Here is a 16,786-nt window from a genome sequence, read left to right as displayed (position 1 = left end):
GGTTGACCCGGCCGCAGATTAACACCGAAGTTGCTGGTGCAACCCGGTGTTCGAAAGGTCAGCCCTGGGCCAGCGCCGTCAGTTCGGGGCCGGACACCCGGTAGGTGGTCCACTCGGTCTGCGGCTTGCCGCCGACCTCGTCGTACAGGGCGATGGCATTGACATTCCAGTTCAGCACCGCCCACTGCAGGCGCGAGTACCCACGTTCGACACATTCCTGAGCCAGCGTCGAGAGGAGCTTGCGGGCCAGGCCACGACGCCGGAAGTCGGGGCGCACGAAGAGATCTTCGAGGTAGATGCCGGATACCCCGTCCCACGTGGAGAAGTTCAGGAACCACAGCGCGAATGCCGCCGCCCGGCCGTCGACTTCGACGACATGACCGGAAACGGCGGCCTGTCCCGACTCGGCGCCCCCGAACAGCGCGGTCCGGATCTGGGCTTCGGTCACCGTGCACTGGTCGGCGGCCTTTTCGAATGCGGCCAGTTCGTGGATCATCGCGGTGATCTCGACTTCGTCGCCGGGCACGGCGGGGCGGATGGTCGTCGTCATTTGTGGTGTCCCGTCATTGCGCTACTCCCAACGCCGTCAGCATGGTCCTGAATTTTGTTGTGGTCTCGGTGACTTCGTCATCGGGGTCGGATTCGGCGACGATACCGCCGCCGGCACGGGCATCGATCGACATCCGGTCGGCGGACAGCTGGCCGCACCGGATCGACACCACCCACCGGCCGTCGCCGACACTGTCGCACCAGCCGACCGCGCCGGCATAGAAACCGCGGTCGCCTTCCAGCTCATTGATCAGGCGCGCCGCCGCCGCGGTCGGCACTCCGCCGACGGCCGGCGTCGGATGCAGCGCAATGGCCAAATCCAGTGCGGTGGTGGAGGCGTCGCGCAGCCGCCCGACGATCGGCGTGCTCAGATGCCAGACGGCCGTGGTGGCGCTCACCTGCGGCTCGGCAGCGATGTCGAGCTCGGAGCACAGCGGTTCGAGAGCCTCACGCATGATGTCGACCACCAGCTGGTGCTCGTGCCGGTTCTTGGCCGACGCCGCCAGCGCCGCGCCGTTGGCGGCATCTGTCTCGGGGTCGGCGGACCGGGGTGCCGAGCCGGCGAACGGCCTGCACGTCACCACGTCGCCGCGGCGTGCCACCAGCAGTTCCGGGCTGGCGCCGAGCAGCGCGGTGCCCGAGTACGGCGCGCCGGCGGCGCTGAGATCGGTGAAAAATGCGGTGGCACTGTGGTCCTCGGCAAGACGGCTCAGCACCGCATACGGGTCAAGCGCGTCGTCGGCGACGAGCTGCAGCGCCCGGGCCAGTACCACTTTGTGCAAGCCGGCCGCGGGGTCGCGCAGGGCCTGCACCGCCGCGGCCACCCGAGCCCGGTGTTCGTCGGGCGACGGCAGGCTGGCGGCGATCCGGACCGCCGGCAGCCGGTCGTCGCTGAAGGGCAGCGTGTGCGCGTAGGTCACGGTGGCGGGTGCCATCAACGCCGCGGGCGCGTCGAGGTCAAAAGGCAAGGCGCCCACCAGGATCGGCACCTCGTCGTCGGCCAATGCCTGCCGCGCGACGCGCAGATCCGGAAAGGCCTCGGCAGGGCCGTCGGCCAGCATGACCCCGTCGGGACCGGCCAGCACGAAAAGCGGCGTCACTCGGGCAGGCACGGGTTGGGGTGGCCGGTCAGCCCGAGCGCGACCAACTGGCGCACGCCGTGCTCGAAGCCGCACACCGAGATCGAGGCCGCCGCCATGGAGATGCGGATCCCGTCGGTGATCGGAAGCTCCATCCACCGGGTCATCACGGCCCGGGAGAAATGGCCGTGCCCGACGAATACGACATCGCGCGTCGCCATGTGCTCCAGGGCCAGCGCCACGGCGCGGTCGGCGCGGGCACTGACGTCGGCCAGGCTCTCGCCGCCGGGGCAGCCGTGCGTCCACACCAGCCAGTCGGGGACCTGCGTGCGAATCTGCGGTGTGGTGAGGCCCTCGTAGTCGCCGTAGTCCCACTCGGCCAGTAGTTCGGTGGTTTCGGAGACGTCCAGCCCGGCCAGTTCTGCGGTGACCACGGCCCGTTGCCGTGGGCTGCTGATCACCAGCGGGTCGTCGAGCTTCAGCGCGGCCAGCGCCGAGGCGGCGCTGACGGCCTGCTGGCGGCCTTCCGCGGTCAGTTCGAGGTCGGTGCGACCGGTGTGCCGGCCGCTGCGGGACCATTCGGTCTGCCCGTGCCGAAGCAGCATGAGCCGGTGTGTCAGCAGCTGGCCTGCCGGGTCGACTCCAATACTCACGCCCGAGATTCTGCCCCACGGTGAGCGGCGCCACATGGCCGCGTGTCAGGATGGGCACCGTGACACGGGTACTTGCGGTCGCCAATCAAAAAGGTGGGGTCGCAAAAACGACGACAGTGGCATCACTGGGCGCAGCGCTGGCCGAGGAAGGTCAGCGGGTTCTGCTCGTCGACCTCGATCCGCAGGGCTGTCTGACCTTCTCCCTCGGCCAGGATCCGGACAAGCTCCCGGTATCGGTGCACGAGGTGCTGCTGGGTGACGTGGAGCCGGACACCGCCCTGGTCTCGACGGCAGAGGGCATGACGCTGTTGCCGGCCAACATCGACCTGGCCGGCGCCGAGGCGATGCTGCTGATGCGGGCCGGCCGGGAGTACGCGCTCAAGCGTGCGCTGGCGAAGGTCGCCGGCCAGTTTGATGTGGTGATCATCGACTGCCCGCCGTCACTGGGCGTACTGACGCTCAACGGCCTGACCGCCGCCGACGACGTCGTCGTGCCGCTGCAGTGCGAGACACTGGCGCACCGCGGCGTCGGCCAGTTCCTGCGGACCGTCACCGACGTACAGCAGATCACCAACCCCGACCTGCGGCTGCTGGGCGCGCTGCCGACGCTGTACGACGCCCGGACCACCCACAGCCGGGACGTCCTGCTCGACGTCGCCGACCGCTACAGCCTGGTGGTGCTCGCCCCGCCGATCCCGCGGACGGTGCGGTTCGCCGAGGCCAGCGCCTCCGGGTCGTCGGTCCTCGCGGGCCGAAAAAACAAGGGCGCCATCGCTTATCGCGAGCTGGCGGAGTCGCTGCTGAAGCACTGGAAGAAGAACAAGGCGCTGCCCGTCTTCACCCCCGAGGTGTGATGCCGCGGGTCACTGACCCAACGCGACCAGCTGGCCGCCGCGCTGTTCCAGCAGCGTCGGGCCGGCCATGGCGGGGATGACCGCGGTGTTGACTGGTTTCCGGGCCAGCGCGATGTGCGTCTGGCCGGCACCGCTCTGCGCGTCGAACGTGTCGTAGCCGCTGGTGACCGGAACCAGCAGATGCCCGGCCAGCATGGTGGCCGGGCCGATCGGCGCCTGGCCGCCCTGCGCGCTGACGGTGTAGCGGTAGCGCAGTCCGCTGGCATCGAAGACGAGCACCGAGTCGCCTGTGTACCAGGTGACGATGTCACCGACGCGTGTCGTCGCCGTCACCGGCGAAGCGGGACGCGGCAGCAAGGTGCTGGCGATGGTGTTGCCGGTTTCGTCGATGACGTTCACGCACGGCTGCGGTGTCGGCAGATAGATCGCCGCCTTGGTCTCCGACACCGCGATCACCTGCGCTTCGGAGTCGACGCTGACACCGGGCAGCGCGACCCGTTTGACGTCGGGCTGGTCCTCTTCCTTGCCGGCCTTGAGCAGCGTCAGCCGCAGGTCGTTCTGCTTGGGGCAGGCCTCCATGACGGCCACCGACGCCGGGCTGGCTGCGGCAGACGTCAATCGGCACAGGGGAGAGGCCGGGACGCCGGGTTTGACGACCGCATCGAGGTAGCCGTAGCTGATCATCCGCACCAGGTCCGAGCGCCACTGCTCCAGCCGGCTGTCGCCGTACGACAGGATGGTCGTGCTGTCGGTGGACAGCTTCACCTCGGCGTCGGCGAGGCTGCTGCGGGCGGGGCCGCGGCGCCCGGTGCTCGCGTCGATGGCGCTGGCCTGCCCACAGCCGCGGCCGTCGGGGTACACGGCCACCGCGAACTGGTACACGGTGGTGACACCGCACAGTTCACGGTCGCGGGAGTAGCTCCACAGGGTGTTGCCGGTGTCCGGGTCACGGCCGAGCATCTCATCGCCGTCACCGGTCACCACGACGCCGCCGACGACTGCCGGCTGGGCGGTCTTGCCGCTGGCCGCTGTCCACAGTTCGCGCAGAGTTGACGGCACCGACTTCGCGGCGTGCAACGCCGGGATGGGACGGTCGGCGGGACGGCTGACGGTGGCCCGCGCATCGCTGTTCCACCAGATCAGCGCAGCGCCGATCGCGACCGCCGCCACGATGGCGGTGGCGGCGATCAGATCAGCTTTGGTACGTCGTTCCGGTTTGACCATAAGGCGCCGACGACCTGCGGCTATTCGGCGGCAGGTGCTGCGACGGCCGCGGCTTCAGGAGCAGCCCCGGCCTTGCTCGGACGACGACGCCGACGGCGGCGGCCGGAGTGGCTCGATTCGGCGGGGCTGTCGCCCGCCGGCGCACCGGCGTCGGCGGTGTCGCCCTCGGCTGCACCGGACGTCTCGACATGACCCGTGGCCGACTCTCCGGCGCGGGTGCGGCGGCGCGACCGGCTGCGGCCGCGGGCCGGGCGATCCTTGTCGGCGCTCGATTCGCGCTTGAGCTCGGGTTCGGCTGCCGACTTCTTCGCCGGCTTGGCCCGGGACGCCCCGATCGAGCCGGTGACGTCGGTCGGGATGTCCAGTTCTTCGTACAGGTGCGGCGAGCGGGAGTAGGTCTCGGCCGGGTCCGGGCAATCCAGATTCAGGGCCTTGTCGATCATCGACCACCGGGTCAGCTCGTCCCAGTCGACCAGCGTGACGGCGATACCGGTCTTGCCCGCGCGGCCGGTACGACCGATGCGGTGCACGTACGACATCTCGTCTTCGGGAATCTGGTAGTTGATGACGTGCGTGATGTCGTCGATGTCGATGCCGCGGGCCGCGACGTCGGTCGCGACCAGCACGTCGATGTCGCCGTTACGGAACGACTTGAGCGCCTTCTCGCGGGCGATCTGGCCCAGGTCGCCGTGCACGGCGCCGACCTTGAAGCCGCGCTCGGCCAGCTCGTCCGACACCTTCTGGGCAGTGCGCTTGGTGCGGGTGAAGATCATGGTCGCGCCGCGGCCGTTGGCCTGCAGAATCCGGGTCACCATCTCCACCTTGTCCAGCGCGTGGGCGCGGTAGACGTACTGCTTGGTGGAGTCGTGGGTGGCTGCCGAGTGCGGGGCCTCGGCCCGGATGTGCGTCGGCTGGTTCATGAAGGTGCGGGCCAGCGTGATGATCGGGTCGGGCATCGTGGCCGAGAACAGCATGGCCTGACGCGAATCCGGGGTCAGCCGCAGGATGCGCTCGATGTCGGGCAGAAAGCCCAGGTCCAGCATCTCGTCGGCCTCGTCGAGGACCAGGACGCTCAGGCCGCCGAGCTGCAGGTGGCCCTGCTGAGCCAGGTCGAGGAGCCGGCCCGGGGTGCCGACGATGACGTCGACGCCCTGCTGCAGGGCTTCGATCTGGGGCTCGTAGGGACGGCCACCGTAGATGGCTTCGACGCGGAGTTTGCGTTCCCCGGCTCCGCCGGCCTTCAGGTGTTTGCCGGCCATCGTGAGGTCGCCGTACACCTGGATGCAGAGCTCGCGGGTCGGGACGACGACGAGAGCGCGGGGCGTGCCGGTCAGCGGCAGCGACGGGTCGGAGGCGACGCGGTGCAGCAGCGGCACACCGAACGCCAGGGTCTTGCCCATACCGGTGCGGGCCTGACCGATGAGGTCGTCGCCGGCCAGCGCCAGGGGCAGGGTCAGCTCCTGGATGGCGAACGGGTGGGCTTTGCCGTCTTCGGCGAGCGCCTGGACGATCTCGTCCCGGACGCCGAGGTCAGCGAATGTTTTTTCTTCTGTTGTCTTTGCAGTCAATGCGGTCATGAGGTGGCGTGGATGCCTTCCAGTGTCATCGGAGTCTGTGCTCGCTGTTTGTCCACGCGCGCACGAGTCTGACGATCAACACTGGGCCCTCGGGGCGATTCTGCCGATTCAGCCGGGTGTTCCGGCGAGCTGGAGAACCGCCTACCGCGTCGGTCGCGGATGGAGGCGGGCCAACACGTGCACGCACATTTCCTTGGTTGCGCCCGATCTCGTATAGATCTGGCTGCAGCCGAGACCATTGTAGCTGGTCGCATCGCCGGTCGGCTGTGATGCGAGTCGCGGTCTACAGTTGGGGCCATGCCTTCCCCGTCGCCTTCGAGGTCCCAGGCGCTGCCCGAGCAGACGGCAACTCCGGTGCAGCCGGCGGTGTCCGGCGATCATCCCGGTGTCAACGAGTTGTTCGCCTTGTTGGCCTACGGCGAGGTCGCCGCGTTCTACCGGCTGACCGAGGAAGCGCGGATGGCGCCGAACCTGGCCGGCCGGATCAACCTGGCGCGGATGGCCGCGGCCGAGATGGGCCACTTCGACGTGCTGCGCGAGGCGCTGCTGCGCCGCGGGGTCGACGTCGTCCCGGCGATGACGAAATACGCTCCGGCACTGGAGAATTACCATCGGCTGACCACTCCGAGCACCTGGCTGGAGGCGTTGGTCAAGACCTACGTCGGCGACGCCCTGGCGGCGGATTTCTACCTCGAGATCGCCGGCTCGCTGCCGGCCGAGGCCGCCGACGTGGTGCGCGCGGTGCTGTCGGAGACCGGCCACTCCCAGTTTGTGGTGGCCGAGGTGCGGGCCGCCGTGAGTGCGAGCGACCGACAGCGGCACCGGCTGGCGTTGTGGTCGCGGCGGCTGCTGGGTGAGGCGATCACCCAGGCACAGTTCGTCATGGCCGAGCACGACGAACTCGTCGACCTGGTGCTGTCCAGCGGCGAGGGCCTGACCCAGATGACCGAGTTCTTCGAGCGCCTGCAGGAGACACACAAAAACCGGGTACGCGAACTCGGCCTCGGCTGAGTTCACGCACCCGGTTCCGTGGTGCAGTTGCGGTGATTACTTCGTGCAGGTGGTGATCATCGTGTTGTTGTTCTGCAGGGCGACCACTGCGCCCGACCCGTCGCTGATCGAGCAGTTCAGCTGACCGGTGACGCTGGTGGCAGTCACCGAGCTCAGTGCCACGCCAGGGTTCAGCGTGACCGTCTTGGCCCACGGCAACGCCACATTGACGTCCGTCTGCAGCGCGCCCTGGCCGTCGGTGTAGATCACCGTCACCAGGTCCAGCAGCGACTTGGTGCCTGCGACGCGGTACGTCACGGTGTTCGGGACCGGTGCGGCCGGCACGGCCGCAGGGTCGACCGGCGGGACGGCCTCGGCCGTCGGGGCCGGCGCGGTCGGTGTGACCGTCGTGACGGTCTCGGGTGCCAGCGACGCGCTCGGCGGCGCCGCCGTCACGCGGGGGCGGGGAGCGGCCGACGGCGCGGCTGAGGCGGTCGGCGTTGCGGCCTGGCTGGTGCTGGGCGGCGTGATGGGCGCGGTGACGGGCCCGCTGTCGCCGCCGCCGAGGATCACGACGGTGCAGATGACCGCGACCAGCAGGATGGCGCCGGCGACACCGGCCACCCAGACCCAGCGCCGGTCGATGGCGTCGTCGTACTCGTAGATCTCGTCGTCGTAGTCGTCGTAGTCGTCGTAGTCGTCGTACGCGGCGTCGGCATCGCCACCGGCGTACTCCGCGTCGGCCGCGGTGAACCGGTCGGTGTCGCTGTAGGTGCCCGTGTACTCGCCTGTCGGGCGGTCGGCCAGGTCGGTGGCTGAACTGTACGAGCTGTACGAGCCGTACGAGCGGGTGCGGTCACTGGCGTAGTCGGTGCTGCCGTACCCGGTGCTGGAGCCGTAGCTGGAGCCGTAGCTGTAGCCGCGGTCGTAGCCCTGGTGGCTCGGGGTGTCCCCGTAGCTGCCGGTGGACGCCCCCGACGGTGCTGAATATCGCGAATATGTCCTGCTCATGGCGACTTTCCCCGGTCGAGTATCACTTACCTCAACGATGCTAATGGTGCCGAAGTTACGGATGAGGTCGGCTCGCTGGCCGCCCGGTAACGGTCGGGACTCGGTTCGGTCGACGGTGCCGAGCCGACCCGCCGCGACCTCGAAAAGAGGTGCCGCCGCGCGGTGTTTTCGTGCCGACAACTGTGACGACGTCGTGACCTCGCCGGCGGCGTCCAAGGGTCCTGCGCGCTGATTCGCCTACGGGCGGCCTCCGCACGTGGTTCGCCTACGGCGAACGTGCCCCCGGGTACCCCGGCCGTCGTCGTCCACTAGCCTCCTGGGAGAGTTCGATCGCAGCTCGAATGAAGTCTTGAAACGAATGAAAGGGGTCAGCGTGGAGGTCAAGATCGGGGTCACCGACAGCCCGCGCGAACTGTTCCTCAACAGCGCGCAGACTCCCGAGGAAGTGGAGAAGCTGGTGACCGACGCGCTCGGCCAGGAGTCGGGCGTGCTCGCGCTGACCGACGAGAAGGGCCGCCGGTTCCTGGTGCAGACCGCCAAGATCGCCTACGTCGAGATCGGCGCGGCCGACGTTCGCCGGGTCGGCTTCGGCGTCACCGGCAAGGACTGACACCAGCCCGCAAGCAAAAAGCTGCCCCCTTCCGCTCGGAAGGGGGCAGCTTTTCTGTTCGGTCGGGCCGCGTCAGCGAGTGAGTGGAACGTGTGACAGTCCGCCCCAGGCGAACTGCACCGTGCCGTCCACCGCGGCGTCCTTCGAGATCGGCCGGTCGTTGTTGATCCAGTAGCGGGCACAGTCGACGCTGATGGCCACGAGGCCGACGGCGATCATCCGGGCACGATGGGGCTCCAGCCCGGAATCGCTGCTGACCAGGTCGAACACCGCGTCGGTGCACGAATCTGTGGCCACCTTGACCTGCGCCGACACCTGCGGCTCGGTCACGTAGTCGTTCTCGAAGATCAGCCGGTAGCCCTGGCTGTCGTGCTCGATGAAGTCGAAGAAGGCCTCGACCGCGGCGCGCAGGCGCAGCCGGTTGTCGGTAGTGGCGCTCAGTGCGCCCCGCACGCCTTGCAGCAGGTTGTCGACGTGCCGTTGCAGCACCGCCAGGTACAGCTCCAGCTTCGACGAAAAGTGTTGGTACAGGACCGGTTTGCTCACGCCCGCACGTTCGGCGATTTCGTCCATACCGGCGGCGTGATAGCCGCGGTCCACGAAGACATCGCTGGCCGCGATCAGCAGCTGGCCGCGCCGTTCGTCCCGCGGCAGTCGGTTGCCTCGCCGGCTCGTGGTCGGGCCGCCCTGCGCGCCGTCGGTTCCGGCTTGCGTTCCCCTGGCGTCAGAGGTGTTGGCAACCTCGCTCATCACGTCCTCAATCTGGCATTGTCCGGCACACGTGTCCGTGACCAACTGTTCAGGGCCCGGCCTGGACCCCGTTGTTCATGGCCGCCCAACTTGCTGTTCAGGTTGACCGACCCGGCAGTTTATCGCCACGACACTACTACCGTTAGTTGGCGGGCATTTGCGCGCTACCAGCGGTTCGGCGATTGCGTCTGCGGCACTTGAACGGCCGGTGGCGTGCCGTGGCAGGCGTTCGCGCAGCTCTATGCCATCCTGGTTCGGTGACCTACGACCCGGGCCGAGGCACCGGTCGCGTCCCTGTGGTGCGCAACGAGTGGCATGAGCCGTTGCGCGCGCAGCGGGATCCGGTGGCCGAGGACTCCGGGCGGCTCCGGTCGAACCGCGACGACCGCCAGCAGTGGCGCAAGCAGTCCTGGCTGGGTCGCTTCATCTCCACGTACGGCTGGCGCGCGTACGCGCTGCCGGCTCTTGCCGTCGTCACCGGAATCGTGGTCTACCAGGGAATCTCCGGCCCCAAGGCGATCGCACCGACTCATCCGCACGTCCCGCTGGTCGGTCAGCCCACCAATTCGGCGAGCACCGCGATCGTCGGCGCACCACCCAAGGGCCTGACCCAGTTCGACGTCAACCTGCCCACCGGCATCCTCCCCGACGGCGGGCCGATCACCGAGGCCGGCGCCAAGGCCTGGCACATCGTGCCTGGCACCACTCCCAAGATCGGTCAGGGCACCACCAAGGCGGTGACCTACACCGTCGAGGTGGAGGACGGCGTCGACACCACCAGCTTCGGCGGCGACGAGGCGTTCGCACGGATGGTCGCCGAAACCCTGGCCAACCCGAAGAGCTGGACGCACGACGGGAAGTTCGCCTTCACCCGCCTCGACGAGAGTTCGCCGGAGAAGCCCGATTTCCGGGTCTCGCTGACCTCGCCCATGACGGTGCGCGAGGGCTGTGGCTACGACATCCAGCTGGAGTCGTCGTGCTTCAACCCGGCGTACTTCCCGGCCGACGGTGGCAAGGCCCAGTCCCGCGTGTTCATCAACGAGGCGCGCTGGGTGCGCGGCGCGGTGCCGTTCCAGGGCGATATCGGCTCGTACCGCCAGTACCTGATCAACCATGAGGTCGGGCACGCCCTCGGCTTCCGCATGCACGAGCCGTGCGGCGACAACGGCGGGCTGGCGCCGATCATGATGCAGCAGACCTTCTCGACCAACAACAACGACGACGCCAAGTTCGACCCGGAGTCGGTCAAGGCCGACGGCAAGACCTGCCACGTCAACTCCTGGCCGTACCCCATTCCCTGACCCCCGCGAGCGGCCGTGTTTGCACAGCAACACGCCGCAATTCGCGTACACGCAGCGCCCGCTCGTCGCCGCCGAGCGGCCCCGAAATGTCATGCGAACCCGCTGATTACTGTTGAGGGCATGGCATCCCCGTTGCCGCCGCTGGTGCAGCCGGCGGCCGAACTGACCCGCGATGAGGTGGCGCGGTACAGCCGCCACCTGATCATCCCCGACCTTGGCGTCGACGGGCAGAAGCGGCTGAAGAACGCGCGGGTTCTCGTGATCGGCGCCGGGGGACTGGGGTCCCCGACGCTGCTCTATCTCGCGGCGGCCGGCGTCGGCACCATCGGCATCGTCGAGTTCGACGTCGTCGACGAATCGAACCTGCAGCGCCAGATCATCCACGGCCAGTCCGACATCGGCCAGTCCAAGGCGCAGAGTGCCCGCGAGTCGATCCTGGAGATCAACCCGCTGGTCACCGTCCATCTGCACGAGTTCCGGCTCGACACCGACAACGCGGTGCCGCTCTTCGAGCAGTACGACCTGATCCTCGACGGCACCGACAACTTCGCCACCCGGTACCTGGTCAACGACGCCGCAGCGCTGGCCCACAAGCCGTACGTCTGGGGCTCGATCTACCGCTTCGCCGGCCAGGTGTCGGTGTTCTGGGAGGACGCCCCCGACGGGCGCGGGCTGAACTACCGCGACCTCTACCCGGAGCCACCGGCCCCCGGCACCGTGCCGTCGTGCGCCGAGGGCGGGGTGCTGGGGATCCTGTGCGCCTCGGTCGCCTCGGTGATGAGCACCGAGGCCATCAAGCTGATCACCGGTATCGGGGATTCTCTGCTCGGCCGGCTGATGATCTACGACGCCCTGGACATGACCTATCGCACCATCGCGATTCGCAAGGATCCGGCGACGCCGAAGATCACCGAGCTCATCGACTACGACGCGTTCTGCGGCGTGGTTTCGGAGGACGCCGCTGCGGCAGCGGCGGACGCGACCGTGACCCCGCTGGAGCTGCGGGACATGCTCGATTCCGGCAAGCCCATCGCACTGATCGACGTGCGGGAACCCGCGGAGTGGGCCATCAACCACATCGAGGGCGCCGAACTGATCCCCAAGTCGACGCTCGACACCGGGGCCGGGCTGGCCCGCGTGCCACAGGACCGAATTGCGGTGCTGTACTGCAAGACCGGGATCCGGTCGGCCGAGGCCCTGCTCGCCCTCAAGCAGGCCGGGTTCGCCGACGCGTTGCACCTGCAGGGCGGAATCGTGGCCTGGGCCAGGCAACTCGAACCCGACATGGTCATGTACTGACGTCAGGTACGGCCGGGCACACCTTAGTCTGATCGGGTGACCGTCGACCGTCCTCCCGAACATGTGCTCACGGCGTTCGGCCTGACCGGTCTCCGGCCGGTGCCGCTCGGCTCGAGCTGGGAGGGCGGCTGGCGCTGTGGCGAGGTCGTGCTGTCCATGGTCGCCGACAACGCCCGGGCCTCGTGGTCGGCCAAGGTGCGCGAGACGCTGTTCGTCGACGGAGTCCGGCTGGCCCGCCCGGTGCGCGCGACCGACGGTCGCTACGTCGTCGCCGGCTGGCGCGCCGACACGTTCGTCACCGGTACCCCCGAACCGCGGCACGACGAGATCGTCTCGGCGGCAGTGCGGCTGCACGAGGCGACCGCCAAGCTCGAGCGTCCGCGGTTCCTGACGCAGCCCCCCGCGGTGCCATGGAGCGACGTCGACGTGTTCATCGCCGCCGACCGGGCTGCCTGGGAAGACCGGCCGCTGCAGTCGTTGCCGCCGGGTGCCCGCGTGGTGCCGGGTACGACCGACGGTCGCCGTTCGGTCGAACTGATCAATCAGCTTGCGTCGCTGCGCAAGCCGACCCGCAACCCGAGCCAGCTCGTCCACGGCGACCTCTACGGCACCGTGTTGTTCGCCGGCACCGCCGCGCCGGGCATCACCGACATCACGCCGTACTGGCGTCCGGCGTCGTGGGCCGCCGGTGTGGTCGTCGTCGACGCGCTGTCGTGGGGTGAAGCCGACGACGGTCTCATCGAGCGCTGGGCATCGCTGCCGGAGTGGCCACAGATGCTGTTGCGCGCCTTGATCTTCCGGCTCGCGGTGCATGCGCTGCACCCCCGGTCGACCGCGGCGGCCTTCCCGGGTCTGGCCCGCACCGCAGCCTTGGTCCGTCTGGTGCTGTAGCCGGCGTACCGGCGTTCGAATGGCAGCGTGCGCCGTTCGGTGGGAAAGTTACCCTGCATGACGGCTGTTGAGCCCACCACTGACGGAACTTACAAAGACCGGATCGCTGCGGTCGAACCCGGCGGCAACGAGTTCATCGCCGAGGCGGACCGACACGGCAAGCCGAGCCAGCTGTTCTGGACGTGGACGTCACCCAACATGGAATTCGCGACGGTGTTCGTCGGCATGCTGGCCGTCCTCGCGTTCGGCATGAGCTTCTGGCAGGCGGTCGCCGGGATCATCATCGGTACCGGGCTGGGTGCCATCGCGCATTATTTCCTGTCCGCGCGTGGACCGCTGCACGGCGTGCCGCAGATGGTGCTGGGGCGAATGGCGTTCGGGTTCAAGGGAAACGCTCTGCCTGCGACGTTGATGTCGATCACCGCGGGCGTCGGCTGGTTCGCCACCAACAGTGTCAGCGGTGCGTTTGCCTTGTCCACTTTGTTCGGCTTCGGACCACTGGTCGGCCTGATCATCATCGTGGTGTTGCAGACCGCGTTCGCGTTCTTCGGCCACAATCTGGTGCAGGCGTTCGAGCGGTGGTCGTTCCCGGCGCTCGTCATCGTCTTCGGCGCGGCCGCGGTGGGAATTTTCGCGCATGCAGATCTGGGTGCGCCGGCGCCGTCGGGCGGGGTTGGCGGGCTCGGGGGCTTCCTGCTCACCGTCGGCACCGCGTTCGGCTACGCCGCCGGCTGGACCCCGTACGCCGCGGACTACACCCGCTATCTGCCGTCGGCGGTCTCCACTTTCGCGACGGGGTTCTTCGCCTCCACCGGGTTGTTCGTCTCGTGTGTGGCGCTCGAGATCGTCGGGGCCGCATCGACGACGTTCGGCGCGGCGAGCCTGGGCAATCCGACCGGGTCGTTCACCGCCGAGCTCGGGCCGTGGCTGGCCAAGGCGACCCTGCTGGCCATCGCGATCGGTGCGATCGCCGCCAATGCGCTCAATATCTATTCTGGGGCAATGGCTTTCGTGACCATCGGCATAACGTTACCGCCGCACATCGCGCGGGCGCTGGTGACCGTATTCTTCGGCGTGGCCGGTTTCCTCATCGCGTGGTGGGCGTTGCCCGATGCCGCGCACAGCTATGAGGCGTTCCTGCTGGTGATCGCCTACTGGATCGGACCGTGGCTGGGTGTGGTCTTCGCCGATCAGTATCTGCGCCGCGGACAACAGATCGCCGGGTATCTCTACGACCGCTCGTACACGAACTGGCCGGGGCTGTTGTCCTTCGCGCTGGGCTTGGGCCTATCGGTGCTGTTGTTCTCCAACCAAGAAAAGTTCGTCGGCTTTATCGCCCGGGCGGTGCCGAAACTCGGCGATATCACCTTCTTCGTAGGCTTTCTCATCGCCGGTGCCGCGTACCTGGTGCTGTGTCGGTCGAAAATCGCCGCGGAATGCGCGTCCGCGTGACCCCTGAGCAGATGCTCGACGTTGCGGTCGCCGAAGCGCGAAAAGGGTTGGCCGAAGGTGGTATTCCGATCGGTGCGGCATTGTTTCGTGCCGATGGTGAACTCCTGGGCGCCGGCCACAACCGCCGGGTGCAGAGCGATGACCCGTCGGTGCACGCCGAGACCGACGCGTTCCGCGCGGCCGGACGTCAGCGCGGCTACGGCTCGACCATCATGGTCACGACGCTCTCGCCGTGCTGGTATTGCAGCGGGTTGGTTCGGCAGTTCGGCATCGGCGCGGTGGTGATCGGGGAGGCCCGCACGTTCTACGGTGGGCATGATTGGCTGGCCGAACATGGTGTGACGGTCACGCTGTTGGACGACGAGCGGTGCGTGGCGATGATGGACGAGTTCATCCGAACCAGTCCGGAATTGTGGGCGGAGGACATCGGCGAATGAGTGCCATTGCGACAGTGGACATCTCCCGCTGGTACGCCGGCGGAGCCGAGGCTGATGCGGTGGCCGCCGAAGTCGACGCGGGTCTACAGCGCGCCGGTTTCATCGTCGTCACCGGCCACGGGGTGGATCAGGGACTGGCGGCCGCGGTCCGCGCGGTCAGCCGGGAATTCTTCGCGTTGCCCGACGAGGTGAAGCGGCGATATTCGGTGCCGGTGGGCGGGCACGGCTGGATCGGCCCCGGCGCCGAGGCCAACGGCTACGCCGAAGGCACCGAGACGCCACCCGATCTGAAAGAGAGTTTCAGTCTGGGCGCGGAAACCTCGACGGGGGAGCCGGAGGTGGATCGAATCTGGTTCGCCCCCAACGTCTGGCCCGCCGAGGTGCCCGCATTGCAGACGTTGGTCAATGAATACACCGCCCAGATGCGCCGGCTGTCCGACGATCTGCTGGCCCTGTTCGCACACGCGCTCGGGTTACCGGCGAATCCTTTTGCCGCGCTGGCAGATCGGCCCACGTGGACGATGAACATCAACCACTACCCGCCGGTCAGCGTCGTGGGTGAACCCGAGCCCGGGCAGTTCCGCATCGGCCCGCACACGGACTTCGGCACCGTCACCGTGCTCGACCGGGAGCCGGGCGCCGGCGGGCTGCAGGCGTATTCCGACGCCGAGGGCTGGGCGGACGCCCCCTGGGAACCCGGTGCGCTGACGGTGAATATCGGGGACCTGCTGGAGTATTGGAGCGGACGACGCTGGCCGTCCGGCCGGCATCGCGTGCTGCCGCCGCAACCCCACGCACCGGAAGAAGACCTGGTGTCGCTGATCTACTTCTACGAAGCCAACCACGATGCACTGATCACCCCGTTGCAGCCGCCCATCGGAGCGGTGTCCGGGTTGGCGCCGGTGGTCTCCGCGGAGTTCATCAAGGAACGGCTGGACGCCATCACCGTCGGGTGAGTGTCTCCACCATCAGAACTCGTGCCGATACTGCCGCAGCGGAACCCGGCCGTCGACCGCCAGCACGCCTTCGGCGCGAAGGTTTTCCAGTTGCCGCGTCGCGAGATGCGGCGCGGGCCGGCCCGACGCGGGGATCACCCGGTGCCAGGGCAGATCAGAGGAATCCGTCCGCATGATCCAGCCGACGATCCGCGGGCTGGAAAGTCCTGCGGCATCGGCGATGTCGCCGTACGTCGACACCCGGCCCGACGGTATCGAGGCGACGAGGTCCCGCACGTTCTCGACCTGTTCGTCCGTGACAGCGGCCATGATCAGACCAGGTGACGCCGGATCACGTCGGCGGTTTCGGCGGGCATGGCGTGCGGCACCATGTGGTCGCAGTCGAATTCGGTCAGCACGAAGTCAGCGCCGAGGCGGGCCTGCAAGGCGGACACCAGCTCACCGGTGACGTAGGCCGGGTGGGTCCGTTTCGCCAGGACCAGCGTCGTGGGTGTGCCCGGCTGCGGCAACACGATCGGGCGGGCCAGCTCACTCCAGTAGGACATCATGGCGGGCAGGCTGATCCGCCAACCGACGCGTCCACCGGGCAGCGCGACCAGGTGCTCGTCGAGGTCGCGTTCGAGTTCCCCGGGGTGCTTCACCGACACCTCGCCCCACGATCCGTTCACCTTCTCGGCGTGGGCCTCCTGCCGGTCCGGGTAGTCGGGCGAGCCGAGCATGGCGTCGGCGATCTCGCTCATCCAGCTGCCGTCCAAACCGGTGGCCGGGTCCAGCAGCACCAGGCCCGACACGAGATTCGGGTGCGCGGCAGCGAGATTGAGCGCTATCGCGCCGCCGAACGAGTGCGCGACCACGACGACGGGACCGTCGGCCTCGTCGTGCAGCAGGGCGGCCAGGGCCGCGACGTTCTCGTCGATGTTCCACGGCGCCGCCCACGAGGAATGGCCATGTCCGAGGAGGTCCGGTGCCAGCACGGCGTATTCGGGCAGATGCTCGTCCGCCAAGGTCTGCCATCGCCTGCCGTGGCCGGTCAGGCCGTGCAGGGCAAGGATCTGTGCCGGCCGTGCCGGTCCGTAGCGGTACACCTGCAAGCTCACGCCGTTGATGCTGCCAGACATTACGGTGGAACGCCGTCGTCGGCCGTGTTTGTCGT

At 68.3% G+C, this 16,786-nt stretch carries 18 protein-coding genes; 9 read left to right on the top strand and 9 right to left on the bottom strand.

The genetic code is table 11. The features are described from left to right. Nucleotides 1-58 precede the first annotated feature (58 nt). Genes ACWW1C_RS20775 through ACWW1C_RS20765 form a run of 3 tightly spaced genes read right to left on the bottom strand, consistent with a single transcriptional unit; the run spans nt 59 to nt 2,233 of the window. The gene (locus ACWW1C_RS20775; protein ID WP_455980030.1) at nt 59-550 is read right to left on the bottom strand and encodes an N-acetyltransferase family protein; all 492 of its coding nucleotides are present in this window, start codon (nt 548-550) and stop codon (nt 59-61) included. 13 nt (nt 551-563) lie between these two features. After that, nucleotides 564-1,610 carry an isochorismate synthase gene (locus ACWW1C_RS20770; protein WP_455984371.1) on the bottom strand — a complete coding sequence of 349 codons (1,047 nt, stop codon included), beginning with the start codon at nt 1,608-1,610 and terminating at the stop codon, nt 564-566. A gap of 35 nt (nt 1,611-1,645) precedes the next feature. Continuing rightward, on the bottom strand, nt 1,646-2,233 hold the full coding sequence (locus ACWW1C_RS20765; protein WP_455984370.1) for an acid phosphatase: 588 nt from the start codon (nt 2,231-2,233) through the stop codon (nt 1,646-1,648). A 98-nt stretch (nt 2,234-2,331) separates the two neighbouring features. Between ACWW1C_RS20765 and ACWW1C_RS20760 the strand changes: the two genes are divergently transcribed. Next, the gene (locus tag ACWW1C_RS20760) at nt 2,332-3,135 is read left to right on the top strand and encodes a ParA family protein (protein WP_455980029.1); all 804 of its coding nucleotides are present in this window, start codon (nt 2,332-2,334) and stop codon (nt 3,133-3,135) included. A gap of 9 nt (nt 3,136-3,144) precedes the next feature. Here the strand turns inward: ACWW1C_RS20760 and ACWW1C_RS20755 are convergent, their stop codons facing one another. Both ACWW1C_RS20755 and ACWW1C_RS20750 read right to left on the bottom strand, forming a co-directional pair. Continuing rightward, nucleotides 3,145-4,359 carry an Rv3212 family protein gene (locus tag ACWW1C_RS20755; RefSeq protein ID WP_455980028.1) on the bottom strand — a complete coding sequence of 405 codons (1,215 nt, stop codon included), beginning with the start codon at nt 4,357-4,359 and terminating at the stop codon, nt 3,145-3,147. Between the two features lie 20 nt (nt 4,360-4,379). Continuing rightward, complete coding sequence (locus ACWW1C_RS20750) at nt 4,380-5,936, bottom strand: DEAD/DEAH box helicase (protein ID WP_455980027.1); 1,557 nt, start codon at nt 5,934-5,936, stop codon at nt 4,380-4,382. A 297-nt stretch (nt 5,937-6,233) separates the two neighbouring features. Here ACWW1C_RS20750 and ACWW1C_RS20745 point away from each other — a divergent pair, with 297 nt between their 5' ends. Next, nucleotides 6,234-6,947 (top strand): ferritin-like fold-containing protein, encoded by a 714-nt coding sequence (locus tag ACWW1C_RS20745; RefSeq protein ID WP_455980026.1) that lies wholly within the window; start codon nt 6,234-6,236, stop codon nt 6,945-6,947. A gap of 36 nt (nt 6,948-6,983) precedes the next feature. On the opposite strand, the gene ACWW1C_RS20740 is transcribed toward ACWW1C_RS20745, so the two are convergent. Beyond that, nucleotides 6,984-7,937: a hypothetical protein gene (locus tag ACWW1C_RS20740; protein ID WP_455980025.1), complete on the bottom strand. Its 954-nt coding sequence runs from the start codon at nt 7,935-7,937 to the stop codon at nt 6,984-6,986. A gap of 373 nt (nt 7,938-8,310) precedes the next feature. On the opposite strand from ACWW1C_RS20740, the gene ACWW1C_RS20735 reads away from it, so the two are divergent. Continuing rightward, on the top strand, nt 8,311-8,547 hold the full coding sequence (locus ACWW1C_RS20735; RefSeq protein ID WP_455980024.1) for a DUF3107 domain-containing protein: 237 nt from the start codon (nt 8,311-8,313) through the stop codon (nt 8,545-8,547). A 72-nt stretch (nt 8,548-8,619) separates the two neighbouring features. Here the strand turns inward: ACWW1C_RS20735 and ACWW1C_RS20730 are convergent, their stop codons facing one another. Continuing rightward, complete coding sequence (locus ACWW1C_RS20730) at nt 8,620-9,297, bottom strand: TetR/AcrR family transcriptional regulator (protein WP_455980023.1); 678 nt, start codon at nt 9,295-9,297, stop codon at nt 8,620-8,622. A gap of 257 nt (nt 9,298-9,554) precedes the next feature. Here ACWW1C_RS20730 and ACWW1C_RS20725 point away from each other — a divergent pair, with 257 nt between their 5' ends. The 6 genes from ACWW1C_RS20725 (at nt 9,555) to ACWW1C_RS20700 (ending at nt 15,633) form a co-directional block, all read left to right on the top strand. Continuing rightward, complete coding sequence (locus ACWW1C_RS20725; RefSeq protein ID WP_455980022.1) at nt 9,555-10,598, top strand: DUF3152 domain-containing protein; 1,044 nt, start codon at nt 9,555-9,557, stop codon at nt 10,596-10,598. 120 nt (nt 10,599-10,718) lie between these two features. Then, the gene (gene moeZ / locus ACWW1C_RS20720; RefSeq protein ID WP_455980021.1) at nt 10,719-11,897 is read left to right on the top strand and encodes an adenylyltransferase/sulfurtransferase MoeZ; all 1,179 of its coding nucleotides are present in this window, start codon (nt 10,719-10,721) and stop codon (nt 11,895-11,897) included. Nucleotides 11,898-11,933: 36 nt separating this feature from the next. Further along, nucleotides 11,934-12,788, top strand: coding sequence for a TIGR02569 family protein (locus tag ACWW1C_RS20715; protein ID WP_455980020.1), 855 nt, complete (start codon nt 11,934-11,936; stop codon nt 12,786-12,788). 57 nt (nt 12,789-12,845) lie between these two features. Then, a complete protein-coding gene (locus tag ACWW1C_RS20710) occupies nt 12,846-14,240 on the top strand; it encodes a purine-cytosine permease family protein (protein ID WP_455980019.1) in 1,395 nt (464 codons plus the stop codon). Continuing rightward, nucleotides 14,225-14,677, top strand: a complete 453-nt coding sequence (locus ACWW1C_RS20705) for a nucleoside deaminase (protein ID WP_455980018.1) — start codon at nt 14,225-14,227, stop codon at nt 14,675-14,677. Before ACWW1C_RS20710 ends, ACWW1C_RS20705 begins: the two co-directional genes overlap by 16 nt. Continuing rightward, nucleotides 14,674-15,633 (top strand): isopenicillin N synthase family dioxygenase, encoded by a 960-nt coding sequence (locus tag ACWW1C_RS20700; protein ID WP_455980017.1) that lies wholly within the window; start codon nt 14,674-14,676, stop codon nt 15,631-15,633. Before ACWW1C_RS20705 ends, ACWW1C_RS20700 begins: the two co-directional genes overlap by 4 nt. Before the next feature lie 12 nt (nt 15,634-15,645). Here the strand turns inward: ACWW1C_RS20700 and ACWW1C_RS20695 are convergent, their stop codons facing one another. Both ACWW1C_RS20695 and ACWW1C_RS20690 read right to left on the bottom strand, forming a co-directional pair. Beyond that, complete coding sequence (locus ACWW1C_RS20695) at nt 15,646-15,942, bottom strand: MGMT family protein (protein WP_455980016.1); 297 nt, start codon at nt 15,940-15,942, stop codon at nt 15,646-15,648. 2 nt (nt 15,943-15,944) lie between these two features. After that, nucleotides 15,945-16,751 (bottom strand): alpha/beta fold hydrolase, encoded by an 807-nt coding sequence (locus ACWW1C_RS20690; RefSeq protein ID WP_455980015.1) that lies wholly within the window; start codon nt 16,749-16,751, stop codon nt 15,945-15,947. Nucleotides 16,752-16,786 lie beyond the last annotated feature (35 nt).

The organism is Mycobacterium sp. HM-7 (assembly GCF_053852335.1).
Note: the sequence above shows the minus strand (reverse complement) of the source record. Positions and strands in the feature narration are given on the sequence as shown.